We start from the raw sequence: 18,091 nt of genomic DNA on the forward strand, positions 1-18,091 counted from the left end.
GGGCTCACCCGTAGAACAGCCGCTCCACCACCGCCCGGGCCCGCCGGGTGGTGCGCCGGTAGTCGTCCACCAGCTCGCCGCTGTGCCCGGCGCCGTACCCGAGGTAGCGGGCCACCCCGGACAGCTCCCGGGCCTCCCCGGGGAAGCTGTCCCCCGGCCGGCCGCGCACCAGCATCACCGCCGAGCGCACCCGGGAGGCCAGCACCCAGGCGGCGTCCAGCACCGCCGCGTCGCCTCGCGCGACCAGCCCGGCCTCGGCCGCGGCGGCGAGCGCCGCCCTGGTCCGGGTGGTGCGCAGGGCGGGCAGCTCGTGCCCGTGCTGGAGCTGGAACAGCTGGACGGTCCACTCCACGTCCGCCAGCCCGCCCCGGCCGATCTTGGTGTGCGTGGTCGGGTCGGCACCGCGCGGCAGCCGCTCCGCCTCGATCCGGGCCTTGATCCGGCGGATCTCCACCAGGTCCCGCTCCGGCACCCCGGTGCCCGGGTAGCGCAGCGGGTCGATCAGCTGCCGGAACCGCGCGCCCAGCTGCTCGTCCCCGGCCACCGGCTCGGCGCGCAGCAGCGCCTGGCTCTCCCAGGCGTGCGACCAGCGCCGGTAGTACGCCGTGTACGAGGCGAGGGTGCGCACCAGCGGGCCGCTGCGGCCCTCGGGCCGCAGGTCGGCGTCGACCAGCAGCGGCGGCTCGGTGGACGGCGCGCCGAGCAGCGACCGCAGCTCGTGGCAGACCGCCTGGGCGGCCTTGGCGGCCTCCTGCTCCAGCGAGCCGAGCAGCGGCTCGTGGACGAAGAGCACGTCCGCGTCCGAGCCGTAGCCCAGCTCGTGGCCGCCGAACCGGCCCATCGAGATCACCGCGATCCGGGTCGGCAGGTCGCCGTTCTCGGCCTCCCAGCCGGCGATGCAGGCGCGCAGCGCGCCCTGCAGGGTGGCGGCGTTGAGCGCGGTCAGCGCCTCCCCCGCGGTGTCCAGGGCCTCGGCCGAGTCGTCGCCGAGGCGGCCGAGGACGTCGGCGGCAGCCGTGCGGAAGAGCTCCCGGCGGCGCACCGAGCGGGCGGCGGCGACGGCCGCGGCGGTGGAGTCGGCCCGGCCGACGGCGGCCAGGATCTCCCCCTCCAGGGCGGCCCGGCCGCGCGGCTCCAGGCCCTGCGGGTCGCCCAGCATGGCGACCGCCTCGGGTGCGCGCAGCAGCAGGTCGGGGGCCAGCCGGCCGGCCGACAGGACCCGGGCCAGCTGCTCGGCGGCGGCGGACTCGTCCCGTAGCAGCCGCAGGTACCAGGGGGTGCGGCCGAGGGCGTCGGAGACCTGGCGGAAGTTGAGCAGCCCGGCGTCCGGGTCGGCGGAGTCGGCGAACCAGCCGAGCAGCACCGGCAGCAGGGTGCGCTGGATCGCCGCCTTGCGGCTGACCCCGGACGCGAGCGCGCTGATGTGGCGCAGCGCGGCGGCCGGGTCGGCGTAGCCGAGCGCCTCCAGCCGGGCCCGGGCCGCGTCCGGGGTCAGTCCGGCCGCGCCCGGCGGCAGTTCGGCGACGGCATCGAGCAGCGGGCGGTAGAACAGCTTCTCGTGCAGCCGCCGGACCTCGACGGCGTGCCGCTTCCACTCCCGCTGGAGCGCGGCGACCGGGTCGGCCCGGGTGTCGTCGTTGATCAGCGAGGCGAGTGAGCGGGCCAGCCGGCGCAGGTCCTCCTCCCCGGTGGGCATCAGGTGGGTGCGGCGCAGCCGGTGCAGCTGGATGCGGTGCTCCAGCGTGCGCAGGAAGCGGTAGGCGACGTCCAGCGAGGCGGCGTCGGCCCGGCCGACGTACCCGCCGCGGGAGAGCGCGGCCAGCGCCTCCAGGGTGTTGCCGCTGCGCAGGGCCGGGTCGGTGCGGCCGTGCACCAGCTGGAGCAGCTGGACGGAGAACTCGACGTCCCGCAGCCCGCCGGGGCCGAGCTTGAGCTGGCGGTCCAGCTCGGTGGCGGGGATGGAGTCGATCACCCGGCGGCGCATCTGCTGGACGTCGGCGACGAAGTTCTCGCGGGCGGCGGCCTGCCAGACCATCGGGGCCAGCGCCTCCAGGTAGGCGGCGCCGAGTTCGGCGTCCCCGGCGACCGGGCGGGCCTTGAGCAGCGCCTGGAACTCCCAGGTCTTGGCCCAGCGCTGGTAGTACGCGAGGTGGCTGGCCAGGGTGCGCACCAGCGGGCCGTGGCGGCCCTCGGGGCGCAGATTGGCGTCCACCGGCCAGATGGTGCCCTCGCCGGTGGTGTCCGAGCAGAGCCGGGTGAGCGCGGCGGCGAGCCGGGTGGCGGCCTTGACCGCCTCGTGCTCGTCGACGCCCTCCTGCGGTTCGGCGACGAAGATGACGTCCACGTCGGAGACGTAGTTGAGCTCGCGGCCGCCGCACTTGCCCATGCCGATCACGGCGAGCCGGCAGGCCCGGGCGGCGTCCGGGTCTTGGGCGGCGGCGAGGTCCAGGGCGGTCTGCAGGGTGGCGCCGGCCAGGTCCGCGAGTTCGGCGGCGGTCTGGGCGAGGTCGGTGGTGCCGGTGAGGTCGCGGGCGGCGATGGCGAGCAGGCAGCGGCGGTAGGCGATGCGCAGCGCGTCGGCGGGGCTCCGGCGGCCGCCGTCCCGGACGTCCTCGGCGAGGGCGCGCCGGAAGTCCTCCGGGCCGGGGTGCATGTCGCGCAGCTCGAAGGTGACCAGGGCGTGCCAGTCGTGCGGGTGCCGGGCCAGGTGGTCGCCGAACGCGGTGGAGGCGCCGAGGACGCCGAGCAGCCGGTCGCGCAGCGGCTTGGAGGTGGTGAGGGTGTCGCGCAGGGTGTGCCGGTCGGTCTCGTCGGCGGCCTCCAGCAGCCGGGCCAGGCCGAGCAGGGCCAGGTCGGGGTCGGCGGTGGCGCCGAGGGCGTCCAGCAGGACGGGGTCGTCGGCCAGCCCTTCCAGGCCGGGCCCGGCCAGCAGCCGGACCGCCCGCGCGGGGTCCGTGAACCCGCGCCGCACCAGCCGGATCTCCGGCCGGCTGACTCGGCTCCCGGCCCGCTGCTCCTCCACCGCCATGGCCCCTCCATCCGTCCGCTCCAGCAGGTTACGCGCCCGAACGGCCCGGCGCCGGGCGTGACGACGGGCGGGACCCGCGCGTTCTTCCGCTGCCGATCCCTCCCAGAACGACGGCCCGCCGTCGTCCGGTCGGACGGCGGCGGGCCGTAAGGACTTCGCGCGCTCAGAGCACCTGGAGGTTCTTGCGCAGCTCGAACGGGGTGACCTCGGAGCGGTACTCCTCCCACTCCTGGCGCTTGTTGCGCAGAAAGAAGTCGAAGACGTGCTCGCCGAGCGTCTCGGCGACCAGTTCGCTGCGCTGCATGAGGTCGATCGCCTCGCCGAGGTTCTGCGGCATCGGCTGGATGCCCAGCGCGCGGCGCTCGGAGTCGGACAGCGCCCAGACGTCGTCGTCGGCGCCGGGCGGGAGCTCGTAGCCCTCCTCGATGCCCTTGAGGCCGGCCGCGAGGGTCACCGCGTAGGCGAGGTAGGGGTTGCAGCCGGTGTCCAGCGAGCGGACCTCGACCCGGGTGGAGCCCTGCTTGCCGGGCTTGTACATCGGCACCCGGATCAGCGCCGAGCGGTTGTTGTGGCCCCAGCAGATGTACGACGGGGCCTCGCCGCCGGCGCCGGCGGTGCGCTGGGAGCCGCCCCAGATGCGCTTGTAGGAGTTGACCCACTGGTTGGTGACGGCGGCCGTCTCGGCGGCGTGCCGGAGCAGGCCGGCGATGAAGGAGCGGCCGACCTTGGAGAGCTGGTACTCGGCGCCGGACTCGTGGAAGGCGTTGCGGTCGCCCTCGAACAGCGAGACGTGGGTGTGCATGCCGCTGCCGGGGTGCTCGGAGAAGGGCTTGGGCATGAAGCTCGCGTGCACGCCCTGCTCCAGCGCGACCTCCTTCATGACCAGGCGGAAGGTCATGATGTTGTCGGCCGTGGACAGCGCGTCGGCGTAGCGCAGGTCGATCTCCTGCTGGCCGGGCGCGCCCTCGTGGTGGGAGAACTCCACCGAGATGCCCATCGACTCCAGCATGGTGATCGCCTGCCGGCGGAAGTCGTGGCCGACGCCGCGCGGGGTGTGGTCGAAGTAGCCGGAGTGGTCGGCGGGGATCGGCGGGGTGCCGTCGCCGGGCAGGTTCTTCAGCAGGAAGAACTCGATCTCGGGGTGGGTGTAGAAGGTGAAGCCCTGGTCGGAGGCCTTCTCCAGGGTGCGCTTGAGCACGAACCGCGGGTCGGCGAAGGAGGGCGAGCCGTCGGGCATCAGGATGTCGCAGAACATCCTGGCGGTGCCCGGCGTCTCCGAGCGCCACGGCAGGATCTGGAAGGTGGTCGGGTCCGGCTTGGCGATCATGTCGGACTCGTAGACGCGGGCGAAGCCCTCGATCGCGGAGCCGTCGAAGCCGATGCCCTCCTCGAAGGCCTGTTCCAGCTCGGCCGGCGCCACCGCGACCGACTTCAGGAACCCGAGCACGTCGGTGAACCACAGCCGGACGAACCGGATGTCACGCTCCTCGAGCGTCCGAAGCACGAACTGCTGCTGCTTGCCCATGGGGACAGTCTCACCTCTGCTCTTTACGCTCGTGTTACGCCCGGAAGGCCACCGAAAGCGATTGCCCCCATCATGGCCGATCATCGCGGCCACCGGCAGTGCCGCCCCCCTCACCAGCCCACTCTCGATCCCCTCGCGATCCCCTCACGGACGCCTCACGGACTCCTCGCCGACCCCCGGCGGCGACATTGCGTCAGATCGACGATTACACTCGGAGGCATGCCGAATCTCCGACTCGCCCTGAGCCAGATCGACCCCTGGGTCGGTGACATCGCCCGCAACAGCGACGAGGTGGTGCGCTGGACCAAGCAGGCCGTGGAGGCCGGCGCCCAGCTGGTCGCCTTTCCCGAGATGGTCCTGACCGGCTACCCGGTCGAGGACCTCGCCCTGCGCAGCTCCTTCGTCGAGGCGTCCCGCGGCGCGCTGGTCGAGCTGGCCGGGCGGCTGGCCGACGACGGGCTCGGCGAGGTGCCGGTGGTGGTCGGCTACCTGGGGCGCTCCGAGCACGCCTCGCCGCGGTTCGGCCGCCCGGCCGGTTCGCCGCAGAACTGCGCGGCGGTGCTGCACCGGGGTGAGGTGGTGACCCGCTTCGCCAAGCACCACCTGCCCAACTACGGCGTGTTCGACGAGTACCGCTGGTTCGTCCCCGGCGACCAGCTGCCGGTGCTGCGGCTGCACGGGGTGGACGTCGCGCTGGCGATCTGCGAGGACATCTGGCAGGACGGCGGCCGGGTCACCGCGGCCCGCGAGGCCGAGGCCGGACTGCTGCTGGTGGTCAACGGCTCGCCGTACGAGCGGAACAAGGACGACCAGCGGCTGGAGCTGGTCCGGCGCCGGGCCGCCGAGGCGGGCTGCCCGCTGGCCTACGTCAACATGGTCGGCGGCCAGGACGAGCTGGTCTTCGACGGTGACTCGATCGTAGTCGGCGCGGACGGCGAGGTGCTGGCCCGCTCCCCGCAGTTCGAGGAGCACCTGCTGGTCCTCGACCTCGACCTGCCGGCCGCCAGCAGCGACCACACCGACGGTCTGCTGCTGAGCGACGGCCTGCACCTGGTCCGCACCGAGCTGGGCGGCGAGGCGCAGCCCGCCCCCGCCGACAGGCTGGCCGCCGAGGTCGCGCCGCGGCTGTCCGACGAGGCCGAGATCTGGGCCGCGCTGGTCTCCGGCACCCGGGCGTACGTCGCCAAGAACGGCTTCCGGTCCGTGCTGATCGGCCTCTCCGGCGGCATCGACTCGGCGCTGGTCGCCTCGATCGCGGTGGACGCGATCGGCGCGGAGAACGTGTACTGCGTCTCGATGCCGAGCCGCTACTCCTCGCAGCACTCCAGGGACGACGCGGCGGAGCTGGCCCGCCGGACGGGGCTGAACTTCCGGACCGTCCCGATCGCCCCGATGTTCGACGCCTACATGGCCGCCACCGAGCTGACCGGCCTGGCCGAGGAGAACCTGCAGTCCCGGCTGCGCGGCACCCTGCTGATGGCGATCTCCAACCAGGAGGGGCACATCGTGCTCGCGCCCGGCAACAAGAGCGAGCTGGCGGTCGGCTACTCGACCCTGTACGGCGACTCGGTGGGCGCGTTCGGGCCGATCAAGGACGTCTACAAGTCGCTGATCTTCCGGCTGGCCCGCTGGCGCAACGAGGAGGCCGAGCGGCGCGGCGAGGTACCGCCGATCCCGGAGAACACCATCACCAAGCCGCCGTCCGCCGAGCTGCGGCCGGACCAGAAGGACACCGACTCGCTGCCCGACTACGACCTGCTGGACAGCCTGCTGGACCGGTACATCGAGGGCGACGAGGGCCGGGACGCGATCGTCGCGGCCGGCTTCGACCCGGCCGTGGTGGACCGGGTCGTCCGGCTGGTCGACACCGCCGAGTACAAGCGGCGCCAGTACCCGCCGGGCCCGAAGGTCTCGCTCAAGAACTTCGGCCGGGACCGCCGCCTACCGATCACCAACCGCTGGCGGCGCGGTTGATCCCACCTCGTGGGGTCACGAGGCGTACCGGTAGGTGGCGGCCACCGCGAGGTGGTCGCTGCCGTCCCGGGCCAGGGTGCGGGAGTCGACCGGCTTCAGCCCGCCCTTGCTCATGATCTGGTCGATCCTCGCCATCGGGAAGGCCGACGGCCAGCTGAAGCCGAAGCCGTCCCCGGCCGCGCCCTGGGCGGAGCGCATCTGCGAGGTGATGGGCGCCAGGCTGCGGTCGTTCATGGTGCCGTTGAGGTCGCCGAGCAACAGCACCTTCTTCACCTGTTCGGCTTGGATCGCGTCGCCGAGCGCCTGCGCGCTGACGTCCCGCTGGTCGACGGTGAAGCCGCCCTCTGCCTTCAGCCGGACGGAGGGCAGGTGCGCGACGTACACCGCCAGCGGGCCCTGCGGGGTGGTGACCCGCGCCCGGAAGGCCCGGGTCCAGCCCATCCTGAGGTCCACCGGCGTGACGTCGGCGATCGGGTACTTCGACCAGAGGCCGACGGTGCCCTCGATCGCGTGGTACGGGTACGCCGCGGCCAGCCCGGTCTCGTAGCCGGGCAGCGCCCGACCGGCCAGCTCCTCGAGGGCGACGATCTGGGCGCCGGAGTCGACCAGCCGGCGGACGGTGCCCGACACGTCGGTGTTTTCGGCGGCCACGTTGTGGCTGACGACCGTGAAGTCGCCCGAGCCGCCGTTCTTGTCGGTGAGCAGGCTGCCGAACAGGTTGAGCCAGAGCACGGCGGGCACCAGCAGGGCGATCAGCGCGGTGGCCGAACGCCGCAGCAGCGCGGGGACCAGCAGCAGCGGGACGGCCAGGCCGAGCCAGGGCAGGAAGGTCTCCAGCAGGCTGCCGAGGTTGCCGACGCCGTTCGGGACCTCCGCGTGGAAGGCCAGCAGCACGGCGGTGAGCAGGGCCAGGCCGGCGACGACCAGGCCGCGCCGCCAGGTGGTGCTGCCGCGGCTGTCCCGGCCCCAGTGCCGCAGGCCCAGGAGGCGCCCGGGACGGTCTTCGACTGCCGGGGCGCTCTCCTCGCCCGGGGCCGGGTCGGTGGTCCGGTCGGTCCCGTCCGCCTGCGTCATCCGTGCTCCCGTTCGCTCGTGCCGTCCGCCGGTCCGGTGTCGGGCCCGTCGGATCGCGGGCGCTGAACCGGACTGGTGCCGGTTCGTTCGGATACCGGCTCAGCCTATGCCGGGACAGACGCGAGGCCTCCGGAGCGGGTTCCGGCGTGGCCGGGTTTGGTGAGCTTGGACACGTCAGGCCCACACGTCGGGCGGAGCCGTCGGGCTGAGTCGTCGGGCGCGGTTCAGGAGGCCGCGGGCCGCGGCGCGAGGCCGTCGAGCAGGGCGTCGACCATCGTGCGGGCCAGCTCCGGGTCCTCCAGGTCGGAGTCGTCCCAGAGGATGCTCCGGTACAGGATCGGGCCCATCAGCAGGTCGCAGAGCAGGTCGACGTCGAGGTCGGAGCGGAGCACGCCCTCGTCTACGGCCCGGCGGACCAGTTCGAGCGCCGCCTCGCGGCGCGGCCTGACCACCCGGTCGCGGTAGGCGGCGGACAGTTCGGGGAGGCTGTGCAGCTGGCCGAAGGCGGCCTTGAGCAGCCAGCGGCTGCGCTTGGCGAGGCCGCGCCGGCGCATGTAGTCGATCACGGCGACCAGGTCGTCCCGGGCGCCGCCGCCGGTCGGCTCCGGCATCGGGACCTCCAGTCGGCTGACCACGTCGACCAGCAGGGCCTCCTTGTTGGGCCAGCGCCGGTAGATGGTGGCCTTGCCGACGCCGGCGGCGGTGGCGATGCCCTCGATGGTGAGCTCGGACAGCGCGGTGCCGCCCGCCATCAGGTCCTCGACGGCGGTGAAGATGGCCTGCTCGGCGGCCTCGCTGCGCGGCCGGCCACGGCGCGCGGCGGCGCAGGGCTGAGCGGCCTCGGCGGCCGGGGTGTCCGTCTTCATCCCGCTGTTTCTCCCTGGATCTGCGCGGGCGCACGGGCGCCGTTCCGTTTCCGATGGCCGTCCGAGGGGCCCGACCGGGTGGTGGCCGGGAGTCCTGGACTGTGGCCCTGCCGCTCCGGGCGTACCCGGGGCGGCAGGGCCATTGTCGCTCAGTGCGACGGTGGGTCAGGCGTCCGCCGCCGCGGGCTCCCGCCGGTCGGCGGCCTGTCCGTCCGGGCTCGCGGGCCCGCCGGCGGGCCCGGCCGCCTTGCGCGGGAGCAGGAACCAGGCGATCACGGCGCCGGCCACGGTGATGCCCGTGGAGAGCCCTGCCACCACGTGCATGGCGCTGATGAAGGAGTCGTTGGCCGGGCCGAGCAGCGCCTCGCCCTTCGGGCCCATCCGTCCGGCGATGGCCAGGGTGGCCTCCAGGGACTCGCCGGCCTTGTCGCGCAGCCCCTCCGGCAGCTGGTTGAGGGTGTCGGTCATGCCGTCGCGGTAGACGCTGGAGAGCACCGCGCCGAGCACGGCGACCCCGAGCGAGCCGCCGACCTGGCGGAAGGTGTTGTTGACGGCCGAGCCGGCGCCGGCCTTCTCGCGGGGCAGCGAGCCCATGATCGCGACGGTGACCGGCGGCATGACGTGGGCCATGCCGGTGCCCATGACCAGGCCGATCACGATCAGCACCCAGATCGGCGTGGTGGCGGTCAGCAGGGTGTAGCCGACGAAGCCGACCCCGATCAGCAGCATGCCGACGGCGGCGGTGGCGGCGACGCCGAAGCGGTCGACGACCAGCCGGGCCCGGGGCGCGAACAGCAGCTGGGCGACGGCCAGCGGCAGCATCAGCTCACCGGCCTGGAGCGCGCTGTAGCCGCGCACGCTCTGGATGTAGAAGACGCCGAAGAAGGAGACGCCCATCAGCGCGAAGAACACCACGCCGACGACCACGACGGAGGCGCTGAACACCTTGTTGCGGAACCAGGTGACGTCGAGCGCGGGGTGCGCGGTGCGGCGCTCGAACCAGACGAAGGCGGCCAGCGCCACCAGGCCGACCAGCACCGGCGCCCAGGCCTCGACGGCCGTGAAGTCGGCCAGCTCGCCGCCCTTGATGATGCCGTAGATCAGCGCGACCAGGCCGATGATCGACAGCAGCACGCCGACCGGGTCGAGCTTGCCCGGGTTCGGGTCCTTGGACTCCGGCACCAGGATCACCATCGCGATCAGCGCGACGATCACGATCGGGACGTTGATCAGGAAGACCGAGCCCCACCAGAAGTGCTCGATCAGCAGGCCGCCGGTGATCGGGCCGACGGCGATGGCGAGGCCGACCGCACCCGCCCAGATGCCGATCGCCTTGGGCTGCTCGGAGCGCTCGAAGACGTTCATGATGATGGCCAGCGTGGCGGGCATCGCGAGCGCGGCGCCGACGCCCATCACGGCGCGGTAGCCGACGAGTTCACCGGGAGACCCGGCCAGGGCGGACAGCAGCGAGGCTATGCCGAAGACCACCATGCCGGCGAGCAGCGCGCGCTTGCGGCCGAAGCGGTCGCCGAGCAGGCCCGAGGTGAAGAGCAGCCCGGCGAACACCAGGGTGTAGGAGTTGATCGACCATTCCAGGTCACTCTGGGTGGCGCCGAGTCCGACCGGCGCCGGGGTGGCGATGGTCTTCATCGCGACGTTGAGGATCGAGTTGTCGAGCACGACGACGAGCAGGGCGAGCACCAGGGTGCCGAGGATCGCCCAGCGGCGGCGGTGGATGGCTTCCGGTACTCGAGGTGGCGCGGCTGCGGTGGTCATTGGGCTTCCCCGTCCGTGGTGGTGTGGCACTGGCGGGCTTTCCGAGTCGCGGACGTCTCGTAACCCCCCGGATCAATGTAGCGGCATTTTCGATACGAGACGACCCCGTTTCGTAAAAATGAGGCAAAGCCGGGCCGGGCACCCTGCGCCTCGACCGGGGCACCCCTGCGTCGCACCCGGTGTGCCGCAGATCGCACCCGGCGCCATGCACGGGTCTTTGCGCGCACGCCGGGGCGTGCAAGCATGGAGGTGATCCGGGGACGCCGTACGGCGCCACGAGACGACAACCCTTCAGGAGCCCGTTCGATGAACGCTTCTTCGCCTTCGCCTGCCCAGAACCAGGCGTCGTCCGCCACCCTCTACGGCGGGGTCACCAACCGACGCGTCACCGTCCGCGACCTCGCCGCCGCCAAGCAGCGCGGCGAGAAGTGGTCCATGCTCACCGCCTACGACGCCCTCACGGCAGGCGTGTTCGACGAGGCGGGCATCCCCGTCCTGCTGGTCGGCGACTCGGCCGGCAACTGCCACCTCGGCTACGAGACCACCGTGCCGGTGACCATGGATCAGATGGTGATGCTCTCCGCCGCCGTCGTCCGCGGCACCCAGCGGGCCATGATCGTCGCCGACCTGCCGTTCGGCTCGTACCAGGAGTCCCCCGCGCAGGCCATGCACAACGCGGCCCGGCTGATGAAGGAGGCCGGCGTCGGCGCGGTCAAGCTGGAGGGCGGCGAGCGCAGCGCCCGCTCGATCGAGCTGCTGGTCGAGGCCGGCGTCCCGGTGATGGCCCACATCGGCCTCACCCCGCAGTCCGTGCACGCCCTCGGCGGCTACCCGGTCCAGGGCCGCGGCGACGAGGCGGCGCACCAGCTGCTGCGCGACGCCAAGGCCGTCCAGCAGGCCGGCGCCTTCGCGGTCGTGCTGGAGGCGGTGCCCGCCGAGCTGGCCGCCCAGGTCACCGAGCAGCTGGCGATCCCGACCGTCGGCATCGGCGGCGGGCCCGACTGCGACGCCCAGGTGCTGGTCTGGACCGACATGGCGGGCATGACCGCGGGCCGGGTGCCCAAGTTCGTCAAGCAGTACGCCAACCTGCGGGCCGTGCTCGGCGACGCCGCCCGCGCGTTCGCCGAGGACGTCCGCGGCGGCGCCTTCCCGGCGGCCGAGCACAGCTTCCGCTGACGGCGTCTGCCTATGCGCAGGAAGTCGGCGAGGCCGACTTCCTGCGCGGCACCGCAGTCCCCTCCCGCAAGACGGGAGGGTGAGATGCGGGACGAGACGAATTCTTACCGCCGTTGCTTCGGCGAGGCCGAAGCAGCGGCGTCCCCCCAGACCCAGGGCTGTACCGCCACAAATTAAGGCCCGGCCTGCAAGCAGAGCGCATCAGGCCGGTTGGGACTCAGAATGCGCAGCTGCCCTCTCGGAAGCGGTCCCATTGCTGAGCTGCCTGGTTCAGGCCAGCGGTCCACGGGTCCGGATCGTTTCCCGCGATGTCGGCCCACATGCGGGCCTGAGCTTTCGCGAAGACGTTCACCAGCGTGGGGTCGCCAAGACTCCAAGCGGGAATCCTGGCAGCCCAGGCTTCGGCCGAAGCCGGGCTGTGGCCGCCGGCAGCGACCAACCAGATCACCCATAGGGCCGGGTCGATCCAAGGGGCCCCGCGGGTCGACCACGCCCAGTCGACCAGAAGTGCCTGGTTCCCCCGAATCAGGACGTTCTCGTTGTTCAGGTCGGTGTGCAACAGGGAACTGCCAGCGAACCGGGCCAGCATCCCCGAGTCGTCCACGTAGGCTGCCCATCGTTGCTCGGCCCGGCGAAGCTCGGTCGGAGGGCACGGGGTGCGCCCGAGTTGGCTGAGGGTGTCGACCATCAGCTCCAGGTCCCCCACCACCCTGTAGTCGGCGTGGCGGGCCTCGACGTGCTCGAACGCGACGAGGCTCCAGCCGCCAACCTCCAGATGCCACAGCAGCGTGGGAGCGAGACCTGCCACGTGGTGATTGATCTCCGCCTCGCGCTGCTGTGTCCACACGCGGGGGTGGCTCGACTGCATTCCCTTGACGAAGACAGCGCCGCTGGAGGTGGTGAGCTTGGCGGCGATCTCGGAGTTGAAACCGGCCGAGACGGTCTCCGTGGCAACGATCGGTGTGCCGAGACGGGCGGTGACGCCCCGGTGCACGGATCCGGGCAGGTCTGCCCAGTGAATGCGGGTGGTGGTCACGGTGTCCATGTTCCCAGAGTCAGCCCGGAGGCCGACGGCACCACAGCCGTCGGCCTCCGGGGGTTGGGTTGCGACTTACCGGTACGGGTTGTCGTCACTGCACCCGGGGAGGGCATCAGCGCCGAAGTCCTCCATGTTGTCGATGAACTCCAACATCTCGTCGTCCTGCTCGCGTCGGGTGGTGGTCATCTCGACCATGACAGCGGTCATGTTGCGGTTCCTTTCTGTCCGTGCTGGCAGTAGGTGTTCAGTGGTGCCTTCGCCTCCTGGTAGCGCTTGGCCAGCGGCCGGCAAACCGAGCAGTTCCCGGAGAGCTGGCAACCGGAGCATCCACCGGTGCGAAGCATGAGGCGGTCGGCGATTCCGCCGAGCCGGGCAAGACCCTGGACGCCTTCGGTCATGAGGTCGATCTGCTCATCGCGACCGACCTTGCAGATCGAGGCCCTTCCGTGCGGGTCGACGTGGAGGAACGTGTGTCCCGCGTTGCAGCCCGCGAACCGTTGAAGCAGCTTCAGATGAGCGGGCGACTGGGACGCAAGCGATTCGGCGCCGCCGTAGATCGTCGGCGACATGTGGCTGTACTCCTTGTAGGGAAGCCCGAGTTCGTCCGCCGCTGCGCGCATCTGGTCGTGCTCGTGCGCGTTCTGCGCGGTGACGATCAGCGCCAGTTGCAGGGGAAGGCCGGCTTCGATCCCCGCGGCCAGTCCACGCGTAACCTTCTTGAAGGCCCCCCGGCGACGGGTGAACGAGTCGTAGGTCTCAGCAGTCGCCCCATAGAGGGAGACTGTGACCCTGTACGGCCTGCTCGCGACGAGCACCTCCAGGGTCCGGGAGTTCGAGAGCCGAGTCCCGTTCGTCAGTACCTCGATCATCATCCCTAGGTCGTGCGCCAGCTGACTGCAACTGGCGAAGTGGGGGTCGATCAGCGCCTCGCCGCCCGTGATTTGGAGCCACAGGACTGCGGAGTCCCGCAGGATCAAAAGCAGGCGGTGCTTGCCCTCCTCGTCCAGACCGGCGAACCGCTTCGGCCCGAGGTAGCAGTGCTCACAGTCCAGGTCGCAGCCGAGGTTGATCTCCCAGCTCGCCCGACTGTGCCCGTACGCGGGGGCGTCGCGGATCAGGGTGGCATCACCTACCGAACGAGGGGCCAGTTGGACGGCCCATCGCGTGCGGGTGGCCTCGGCGAGCCAGGACGGAATGCCGCTCCCGGAGTCACGGGCCTGCGCCAAGTCCCGGAACCGCCGTTCGGGTAACTTGATGCCTTCCAGTCGGCCCGGTCGCAGCAGAACGAAGCCGTTGAGGAACGGACTCGCGATCAGGTCGTGCATGGTGCTCCTCCTTCACATAGTTGCTCGTTGTCGGCCGCACCTCCCGGGTCTCCCGCATCTGCAGTCCTCGGTGTTCATCAGCCCTCCCAGACTGAGGAGTTGATCGGCAGGCGGTAGGGCAGCCGATCGGAGGGTTCGACCTTGAGGAGCTGGGCTCGATGCCACGAGCGGCTGGCATTCATGAACCGGCGCAACAGCACGATCGGTAGGCTTGCCGACACGTAGAGTGGTTTATGCGGTTTACAGCTCCTCCACCTCAGGGGATTCATCGTGGCCACACGCAAGGAGCCCAACCAGCGCCTCAGAGAGGCGATTTCAACCGTTGGATGGACGTACGAGGCGTTGGCCAACGCCGTACGGCGCATCGGTGCGGAGAATGGCGAGACGCTCCTCACCAACAAGTCCGCTGTGGCCCACTGGATCAACGGCACGCAGCCGGCAGGGCAGGTGGGCCGCTACATCGCCGAGGCGCTGTCCCGCCGCTCCGGTCGTCGGATCACCCTGGCCGAACTCGGCTTCGCAACCCCGGAAGAGTCCTTCGCGGTGAGTAGCGATCCGGTCGAGGCGGTAGCCAACCTCGGTCGTGCAGATGTCGAGCGCCGCACCTTTCTAGCCGTTGCCGCATTCACGACCGCCGGGGTGGCCATGCCGCTGCTCTACGACCCGGAACCGATCTCGCGTCTGATGCGGGCTCGGACCGGCATGGCTCGGGTCGGCGCTGAAGAGGTCGAGGTCGTCCGGCAGATCACCGCCATGTTCAGCGCGGCAGATGAACGACTTGGCGGCGGTCACGGGCTGACCACCGTTACCGCCTACCTCGCCGACACGGCAGCCCCGATGCTCGACGGCCGCTTCCCCAACGAGAGCGCACGACGTCGGGCCTTCGGAGCCGTGGCCGAACTCGCCTACCTCGCAGGGTGGAAACACCACGACCTCGGTCAGGAAGGCGCGGCTCAGCACTACTACCAGGTCGGTTACCAACTCGCGGTGGAGGCGGACCCCCATGGCCATGCCGGATGGATGATGCGCGCCCTGGCCCACCAGGCACTCAGCCTCAAGCAGCCCCACCACTGTGTAGCGCTGATCGAGAATGCGCTCGCCCGAAGCATTGGCCACGTGGACGGAAGGACCGAGGCGCTTCTCCACATCACCCACGCCCGCGCTTTCGCCGCCACCCGTGACAAACGCGCCGCAGCCAAGGCGCTCCTGGCTGCGGAGAACGCCCTTACACGTGACAGTGCTCCACAGTCGAGCTTCTCGCTCGTCAGCGGTCCAGCAGCCGGTACCGTCGCCAGCCATACGGCCCGCACTCTCACTGATCTCGGAGACCATGCAGGAACCGAACAACAGCACCGTGACGCGCTGATTCGTTGGGACGCCGAAAAGTACAGACGTGTTCACGCCCTCACCTACGCAGATCTGGGGGACAGCTTGGCTGCCCAAGCTCGAGCGGACGAGGCGGTAGCAACCTGGGGGCGCGCCCTCGACCTCATGGACGGCATGACCTCGGACCGGACCAAGAAAGCGATCTCTGCAATGCGCCCCTGCCTGGCGATCTACCGTAGACGCGGCGTTCCAGGAGCCGTCGACCTGGAACGCCGAGCGCGAGAAGCACGGGCCTGACAGCCGTACCACAGGAAGGACCCACCGAGGTGGCTCAGTCGACCGTTGATCAGACCACTACTCTCTATCCGGCTACGGAGTCGATGACCCTGCTGGTCGCCGCAGTTATCGTTCATGACCTTGAAGCCCAGCGCCTTGTCCTCCTTCGGCGAGGGCCAAAGGCCAAATTCGCCCAAGGCATGTGGGATCTTCCTGTCGGCAAGAGTGAACCCGGCGAACCGATCACGGAAACCGCAGTCCGCAAACTCAGGGAGGAGACCGGGCTCATGGTCGCTCCCGAGGACTTGCGTCTGGCGCATGTCATCCACGGCGCCCGAGGCGTCGAGGCGCCCAACGGCTTCCTGACCGTCGTCTTCGCCGCCCACCGGTGGTCCGGTGAACTCGCGAACAGGGAACCCGCCAAACACTCGGAAGTTGCATGGGTTGGAACCGACGCTGTACCGGAGGAATTCGTCGGCACCACCAAAGCGGCTCTGATCAGCTACCTCAATGAGGGTCCAAGCGTCTCCCTTGACTCGTGGCAGGACTGACGTCGCCCCAATCTAATCGTTAGAAGATTTCTTCCTGTCGCGGGCGCCTTCCCAATCCCGGCCCCTCGGGCCTCCGAGGGGGCGGTGCTTGATCCTGCCCTGTTTGTTCAGAATTTATTTTCAGTGGCGCCTCCTCCATCGAGGAGGCGCCACTGAATTCAGAATCTTTTCTGTGGTGCTGAAATGTTGTGTGGGCACACACGCGCACAGCGATGACAGCTGGGTGACAGCGGCCCGACAGCGGGACCGGTCCGGTGACAGGAAGCTGACAGCCGGACCGGACAGCCTGGGGGCATGACACGAATCGCCACCGCCCCGAACGACCGGCGGACCGCCGCGCGCAACGCCGTCGAGGTCCACGGCATCGTCAAGCACTTCGGCGCCACCAAGGCCCTCGACGGCGTCGACCTCACCGTTCGGGAGGGCACCGTCCTCGGCGTGCTCGGCCCCAACGGCGCGGGCAAGACGACCCTGGTCCGGATCCTCTCCACGCTCATCAAGCCGGACGCCGGCACCGCGTACGTCGGCGGCTACGACGTCCTGCGCCAGCCCAAGCAGCTGCGCCGCACGATCGGCCTGACCGGCCAGTACGCCTCCGTCGACGAACTCCTGTCCGGGTACGAGAACCTGTACCTGATCGGCCGGCTGCTGGACCTCTCCGCCCGCGACGCCAAGGCCCGCGCCGCCGAGCTGCTGGAGCGCTTCTCGCTCACCGAGGCCGCCAAACGCCCCGCCAAGACCTACTCCGGCGGCATGCGCCGCCGCCTCGACCTGGCCGCCAGCATGATCGGCCGCCCCCGGGTGCTCTACCTGGACGAGCCCACCACCGGCCTGGACCCGCGCACCCGCAACGAGGTCTGGGACGAGGTGCAGCGGATGGTCTCCGAGGGCAGCACGGTGCTGCTCACCACCCAGTACATGGAGGAGGCGGAGCAGCTCGCGAACGAGCTGACCGTCATCGACCGCGGCCGGGTGATCGCCAACGGCGCCGTCGCCGAGCTCAAGGCCAGGGTCGGCGGCCAGACCCTGCAGGTCCGCCCGGTGCACCCGGCCGACCTGCCCGAGATGGCCCGCTGCCTGCACGGGAGCGGCATCACCACCGCCACCGTCTCCCCCGACACCGGCCTGCTCGCCGTGCCGCTCACCGACGACGAGCAGCTGACCGCCGTCGTCGCCGTGCTCGGTACCCGCGGCTTCGCGATCGCCGGCATCGACACCAAGGTGCCCAGCCTCGACGAGGTCTTCCTCGCCATCACCGGCAAGCCCGCGACCGTCGCGGACGCCGCCCCCAGCCTCGCCAAGGAGCCCGTCGCATGACCACCGCCACGCTCGCCGCCGCCCGGGTCGAGGACACCCGGATCGGCCTGGCCGGAACGATTCGCCACGTCGGCGCGCTGACCCGGCGCAACCTGATGCGGATCAAGGCCGACCCGGAGTCGATGTTCGACGCCGTGCTGATGCCGATCATCTTCACCGTGCTGTTCGTCTACGTCTTCGGCGGCGCGATCTCGAAGGACCCGGACGCGTACAAGCAGTACATGATCCCCGGGCTGCTCGGGCAGACCGGCATGACCCTGGCGCTGGCCGTCGGCACCGGCCTGAACAGCGACTTCCAGACCGGGGTGATGGACCGCTTCCGCACCCTGCCGATCGGGCGCGCCTCCGTGCTGCTGTCCAAGATCGTGGCGGAGACCCTGCGGGCGCTGCTCTCCTCGGCGATCCTGCTCGGCTTCGGCTTCATCCTCGGCTTCGAGCTGAAGACCGGCCCGCTGGAGTTGCTGGCCGCGGTCGGCCTGTCGCTGGTGTTCGGCATGTCGATTGTCTGGATCTCGATGCTGCTGGGCATGTCGCTGGGCAGCGCCCAGGCCGTCCAGGGCGTCTCCATGCTGGTGCTGATGCCACTGCAGTTCGGCAGCTCGATCTTCGCGCCGACCGACACCATGCCGGGCTGGCTGCAGGCCTTCACCAAGGTCAACCCGCTGTCGGCGCTGGCCGACGCCGCCCGCGCCCTGCTCAACGGCCAGGGGGCGGTGGCCCACCCGGTGATGGTGGTGCTGATCTGGTCGGTCGTCACCACCGCGATCTTCGCCCCGCTCGCGGTGGCGCGGTTCCGCAAGCGGACCTGAGACGGGCCGGCCGGCCCTTCGCGGGGGGG

14 protein-coding genes are annotated in these 18,091 nt (G+C 70.9%); 6 read left to right on the plus strand and 8 right to left on the minus strand.

Translation table 11 applies throughout. The features are described 5' to 3' along the window. Window positions 1-4: 4 nt before the first annotated feature. The gene (locus F7Q99_RS06590; RefSeq protein ID WP_153460463.1) at window positions 5-3,028 is read right to left on the minus strand and encodes a bifunctional [glutamine synthetase] adenylyltransferase/[glutamine synthetase]-adenylyl-L-tyrosine phosphorylase; all 3,024 of its coding nucleotides are present in this window, start codon (window positions 3,026-3,028) and stop codon (window positions 5-7) included. Between the two features lie 163 nt (window positions 3,029-3,191). Continuing rightward, window positions 3,192-4,553, minus strand: coding sequence for a glutamine synthetase family protein (locus F7Q99_RS06595; RefSeq protein WP_153460464.1), 1,362 nt, complete (start codon window positions 4,551-4,553; stop codon window positions 3,192-3,194). A gap of 219 nt (window positions 4,554-4,772) precedes the next feature. Here F7Q99_RS06595 and F7Q99_RS06600 point away from each other — a divergent pair, with 219 nt between their 5' ends. Continuing rightward, window positions 4,773-6,527, plus strand: a complete 1,755-nt coding sequence (locus F7Q99_RS06600) for an NAD+ synthase (protein WP_153460465.1) — start codon at window positions 4,773-4,775, stop codon at window positions 6,525-6,527. 15 nt (window positions 6,528-6,542) lie between these two features. Here F7Q99_RS06600 and F7Q99_RS06605 read toward each other — a convergent pair whose 3' ends face one another. The 3 genes from F7Q99_RS06605 to F7Q99_RS06615 form a co-directional block, all read right to left on the minus strand. Further along, on the minus strand, window positions 6,543-7,601 hold the full coding sequence (locus F7Q99_RS06605; protein WP_153460466.1) for an endonuclease/exonuclease/phosphatase family protein: 1,059 nt from the start codon (window positions 7,599-7,601) through the stop codon (window positions 6,543-6,545). Window positions 7,602-7,825: 224 nt separating this feature from the next. Beyond that, on the minus strand, window positions 7,826-8,467 hold the full coding sequence (locus tag F7Q99_RS06610) for a TetR/AcrR family transcriptional regulator (RefSeq protein WP_153460467.1): 642 nt from the start codon (window positions 8,465-8,467) through the stop codon (window positions 7,826-7,828). A 165-nt stretch (window positions 8,468-8,632) separates the two neighbouring features. Beyond that, complete coding sequence (locus tag F7Q99_RS06615; RefSeq protein WP_153460468.1) at window positions 8,633-10,243, minus strand: MFS transporter; 1,611 nt, start codon at window positions 10,241-10,243, stop codon at window positions 8,633-8,635. A gap of 306 nt (window positions 10,244-10,549) precedes the next feature. Between F7Q99_RS06615 and panB the strand changes: the two genes are divergently transcribed. Further along, on the plus strand, window positions 10,550-11,419 hold the full coding sequence (panB, locus tag F7Q99_RS06620) for a 3-methyl-2-oxobutanoate hydroxymethyltransferase (protein WP_153460469.1): 870 nt from the start codon (window positions 10,550-10,552) through the stop codon (window positions 11,417-11,419). A gap of 217 nt (window positions 11,420-11,636) precedes the next feature. Here the strand turns inward: panB and F7Q99_RS06625 are convergent, their stop codons facing one another. The 3 genes from F7Q99_RS06625 to F7Q99_RS06630 all read right to left on the minus strand — a co-directional run bounded on the left by F7Q99_RS06625 (window position 11,637) and on the right by F7Q99_RS06630 (window position 13,783). After that, window positions 11,637-12,464 carry a protein kinase family protein gene (locus F7Q99_RS06625; RefSeq protein ID WP_153460470.1) on the minus strand — a complete coding sequence of 276 codons (828 nt, stop codon included), beginning with the start codon at window positions 12,462-12,464 and terminating at the stop codon, window positions 11,637-11,639. Between the two features lie 66 nt (window positions 12,465-12,530). Continuing rightward, window positions 12,531-12,665 carry a hypothetical protein gene (locus F7Q99_RS42480; protein WP_268267535.1) on the minus strand — a complete coding sequence of 45 codons (135 nt, stop codon included), beginning with the start codon at window positions 12,663-12,665 and terminating at the stop codon, window positions 12,531-12,533. Then, entirely contained in the window at window positions 12,662-13,783 is a 1,122-nt protein-coding gene (locus F7Q99_RS06630) for a radical SAM protein (protein ID WP_153460471.1), read from the minus strand. Before F7Q99_RS06630 ends, F7Q99_RS42480 begins: the two co-directional genes overlap by 4 nt. A 270-nt stretch (window positions 13,784-14,053) precedes the next feature. Between F7Q99_RS06630 and F7Q99_RS06635 the strand changes: the two genes are divergently transcribed. The 4 genes from F7Q99_RS06635 (at window position 14,054) to F7Q99_RS06650 (ending at window position 18,062) form a co-directional block, all read left to right on the plus strand. Then, window positions 14,054-15,406, plus strand: coding sequence for a tetratricopeptide repeat protein (locus F7Q99_RS06635; protein ID WP_326846346.1), 1,353 nt, complete (start codon window positions 14,054-14,056; stop codon window positions 15,404-15,406). Window positions 15,407-15,435: 29 nt separating this feature from the next. Beyond that, window positions 15,436-15,936, plus strand: a complete 501-nt coding sequence (locus F7Q99_RS06640; protein ID WP_326846347.1) for an NUDIX domain-containing protein — start codon at window positions 15,436-15,438, stop codon at window positions 15,934-15,936. A gap of 294 nt (window positions 15,937-16,230) precedes the next feature. Further along, window positions 16,231-17,253, plus strand: a complete 1,023-nt coding sequence (locus F7Q99_RS06645; RefSeq protein ID WP_153460472.1) for an ATP-binding cassette domain-containing protein — start codon at window positions 16,231-16,233, stop codon at window positions 17,251-17,253. Beyond that, window positions 17,250-18,062, plus strand: coding sequence for an ABC transporter permease (locus tag F7Q99_RS06650; RefSeq protein WP_153460473.1), 813 nt, complete (start codon window positions 17,250-17,252; stop codon window positions 18,060-18,062). Before F7Q99_RS06645 ends, F7Q99_RS06650 begins: the two co-directional genes overlap by 4 nt. The last annotated feature ends 29 nt before the right edge of the window (window positions 18,063-18,091 follow it).

Source organism: Streptomyces kaniharaensis (assembly GCF_009569385.1).
GTDB lineage: Bacteria > Actinomycetota > Actinomycetes > Streptomycetales > Streptomycetaceae > Kitasatospora > Kitasatospora kaniharaensis.

Bases quoted from the DNA above. Each gene is read 5' to 3' on its own strand.
- F7Q99_RS06610 (WP_153460467.1), bottom strand. From the start codon at position 8,467: ATGAAGACGGACACCCCGGCCGCCGAGGCCGCTCAGCCCTGCGCCGCC.
- F7Q99_RS06600 (WP_153460465.1), top strand. From the start codon at position 4,773: ATGCCGAATCTCCGACTCGCCCTGAGCCAGATCGACCCCTGGGTCGGT.
- F7Q99_RS06650 (WP_153460473.1), top strand. From the start codon at position 17,250: ATGACCACCGCCACGCTCGCCGCCGCCCGGGTCGAGGACACCCGGATC.
- F7Q99_RS42480 (WP_268267535.1), bottom strand. From the start codon at position 12,665: ATGACCGCTGTCATGGTCGAGATGACCACCACCCGACGCGAGCAGGAC.
- F7Q99_RS06625 (WP_153460470.1), bottom strand. From the start codon at position 12,464: ATGGACACCGTGACCACCACCCGCATTCACTGGGCAGACCTGCCCGGA.
- panB (WP_153460469.1), top strand. From the start codon at position 10,550: ATGAACGCTTCTTCGCCTTCGCCTGCCCAGAACCAGGCGTCGTCCGCC.
- F7Q99_RS06645 (WP_153460472.1), top strand. From the start codon at position 16,231: ATGACACGAATCGCCACCGCCCCGAACGACCGGCGGACCGCCGCGCGC.
- F7Q99_RS06605 (WP_153460466.1), bottom strand. From the start codon at position 7,601: ATGACGCAGGCGGACGGGACCGACCGGACCACCGACCCGGCCCCGGGC.
- F7Q99_RS06615 (WP_153460468.1), bottom strand. From the start codon at position 10,243: ATGACCACCGCAGCCGCGCCACCTCGAGTACCGGAAGCCATCCACCGC.
- F7Q99_RS06595 (WP_153460464.1), bottom strand. From the start codon at position 4,553: ATGGGCAAGCAGCAGCAGTTCGTGCTTCGGACGCTCGAGGAGCGTGAC.
- F7Q99_RS06630 (WP_153460471.1), bottom strand. From the start codon at position 13,783: ATGCACGACCTGATCGCGAGTCCGTTCCTCAACGGCTTCGTTCTGCTG.
- F7Q99_RS06590 (WP_153460463.1), bottom strand. From the start codon at position 3,028: ATGGCGGTGGAGGAGCAGCGGGCCGGGAGCCGAGTCAGCCGGCCGGAG.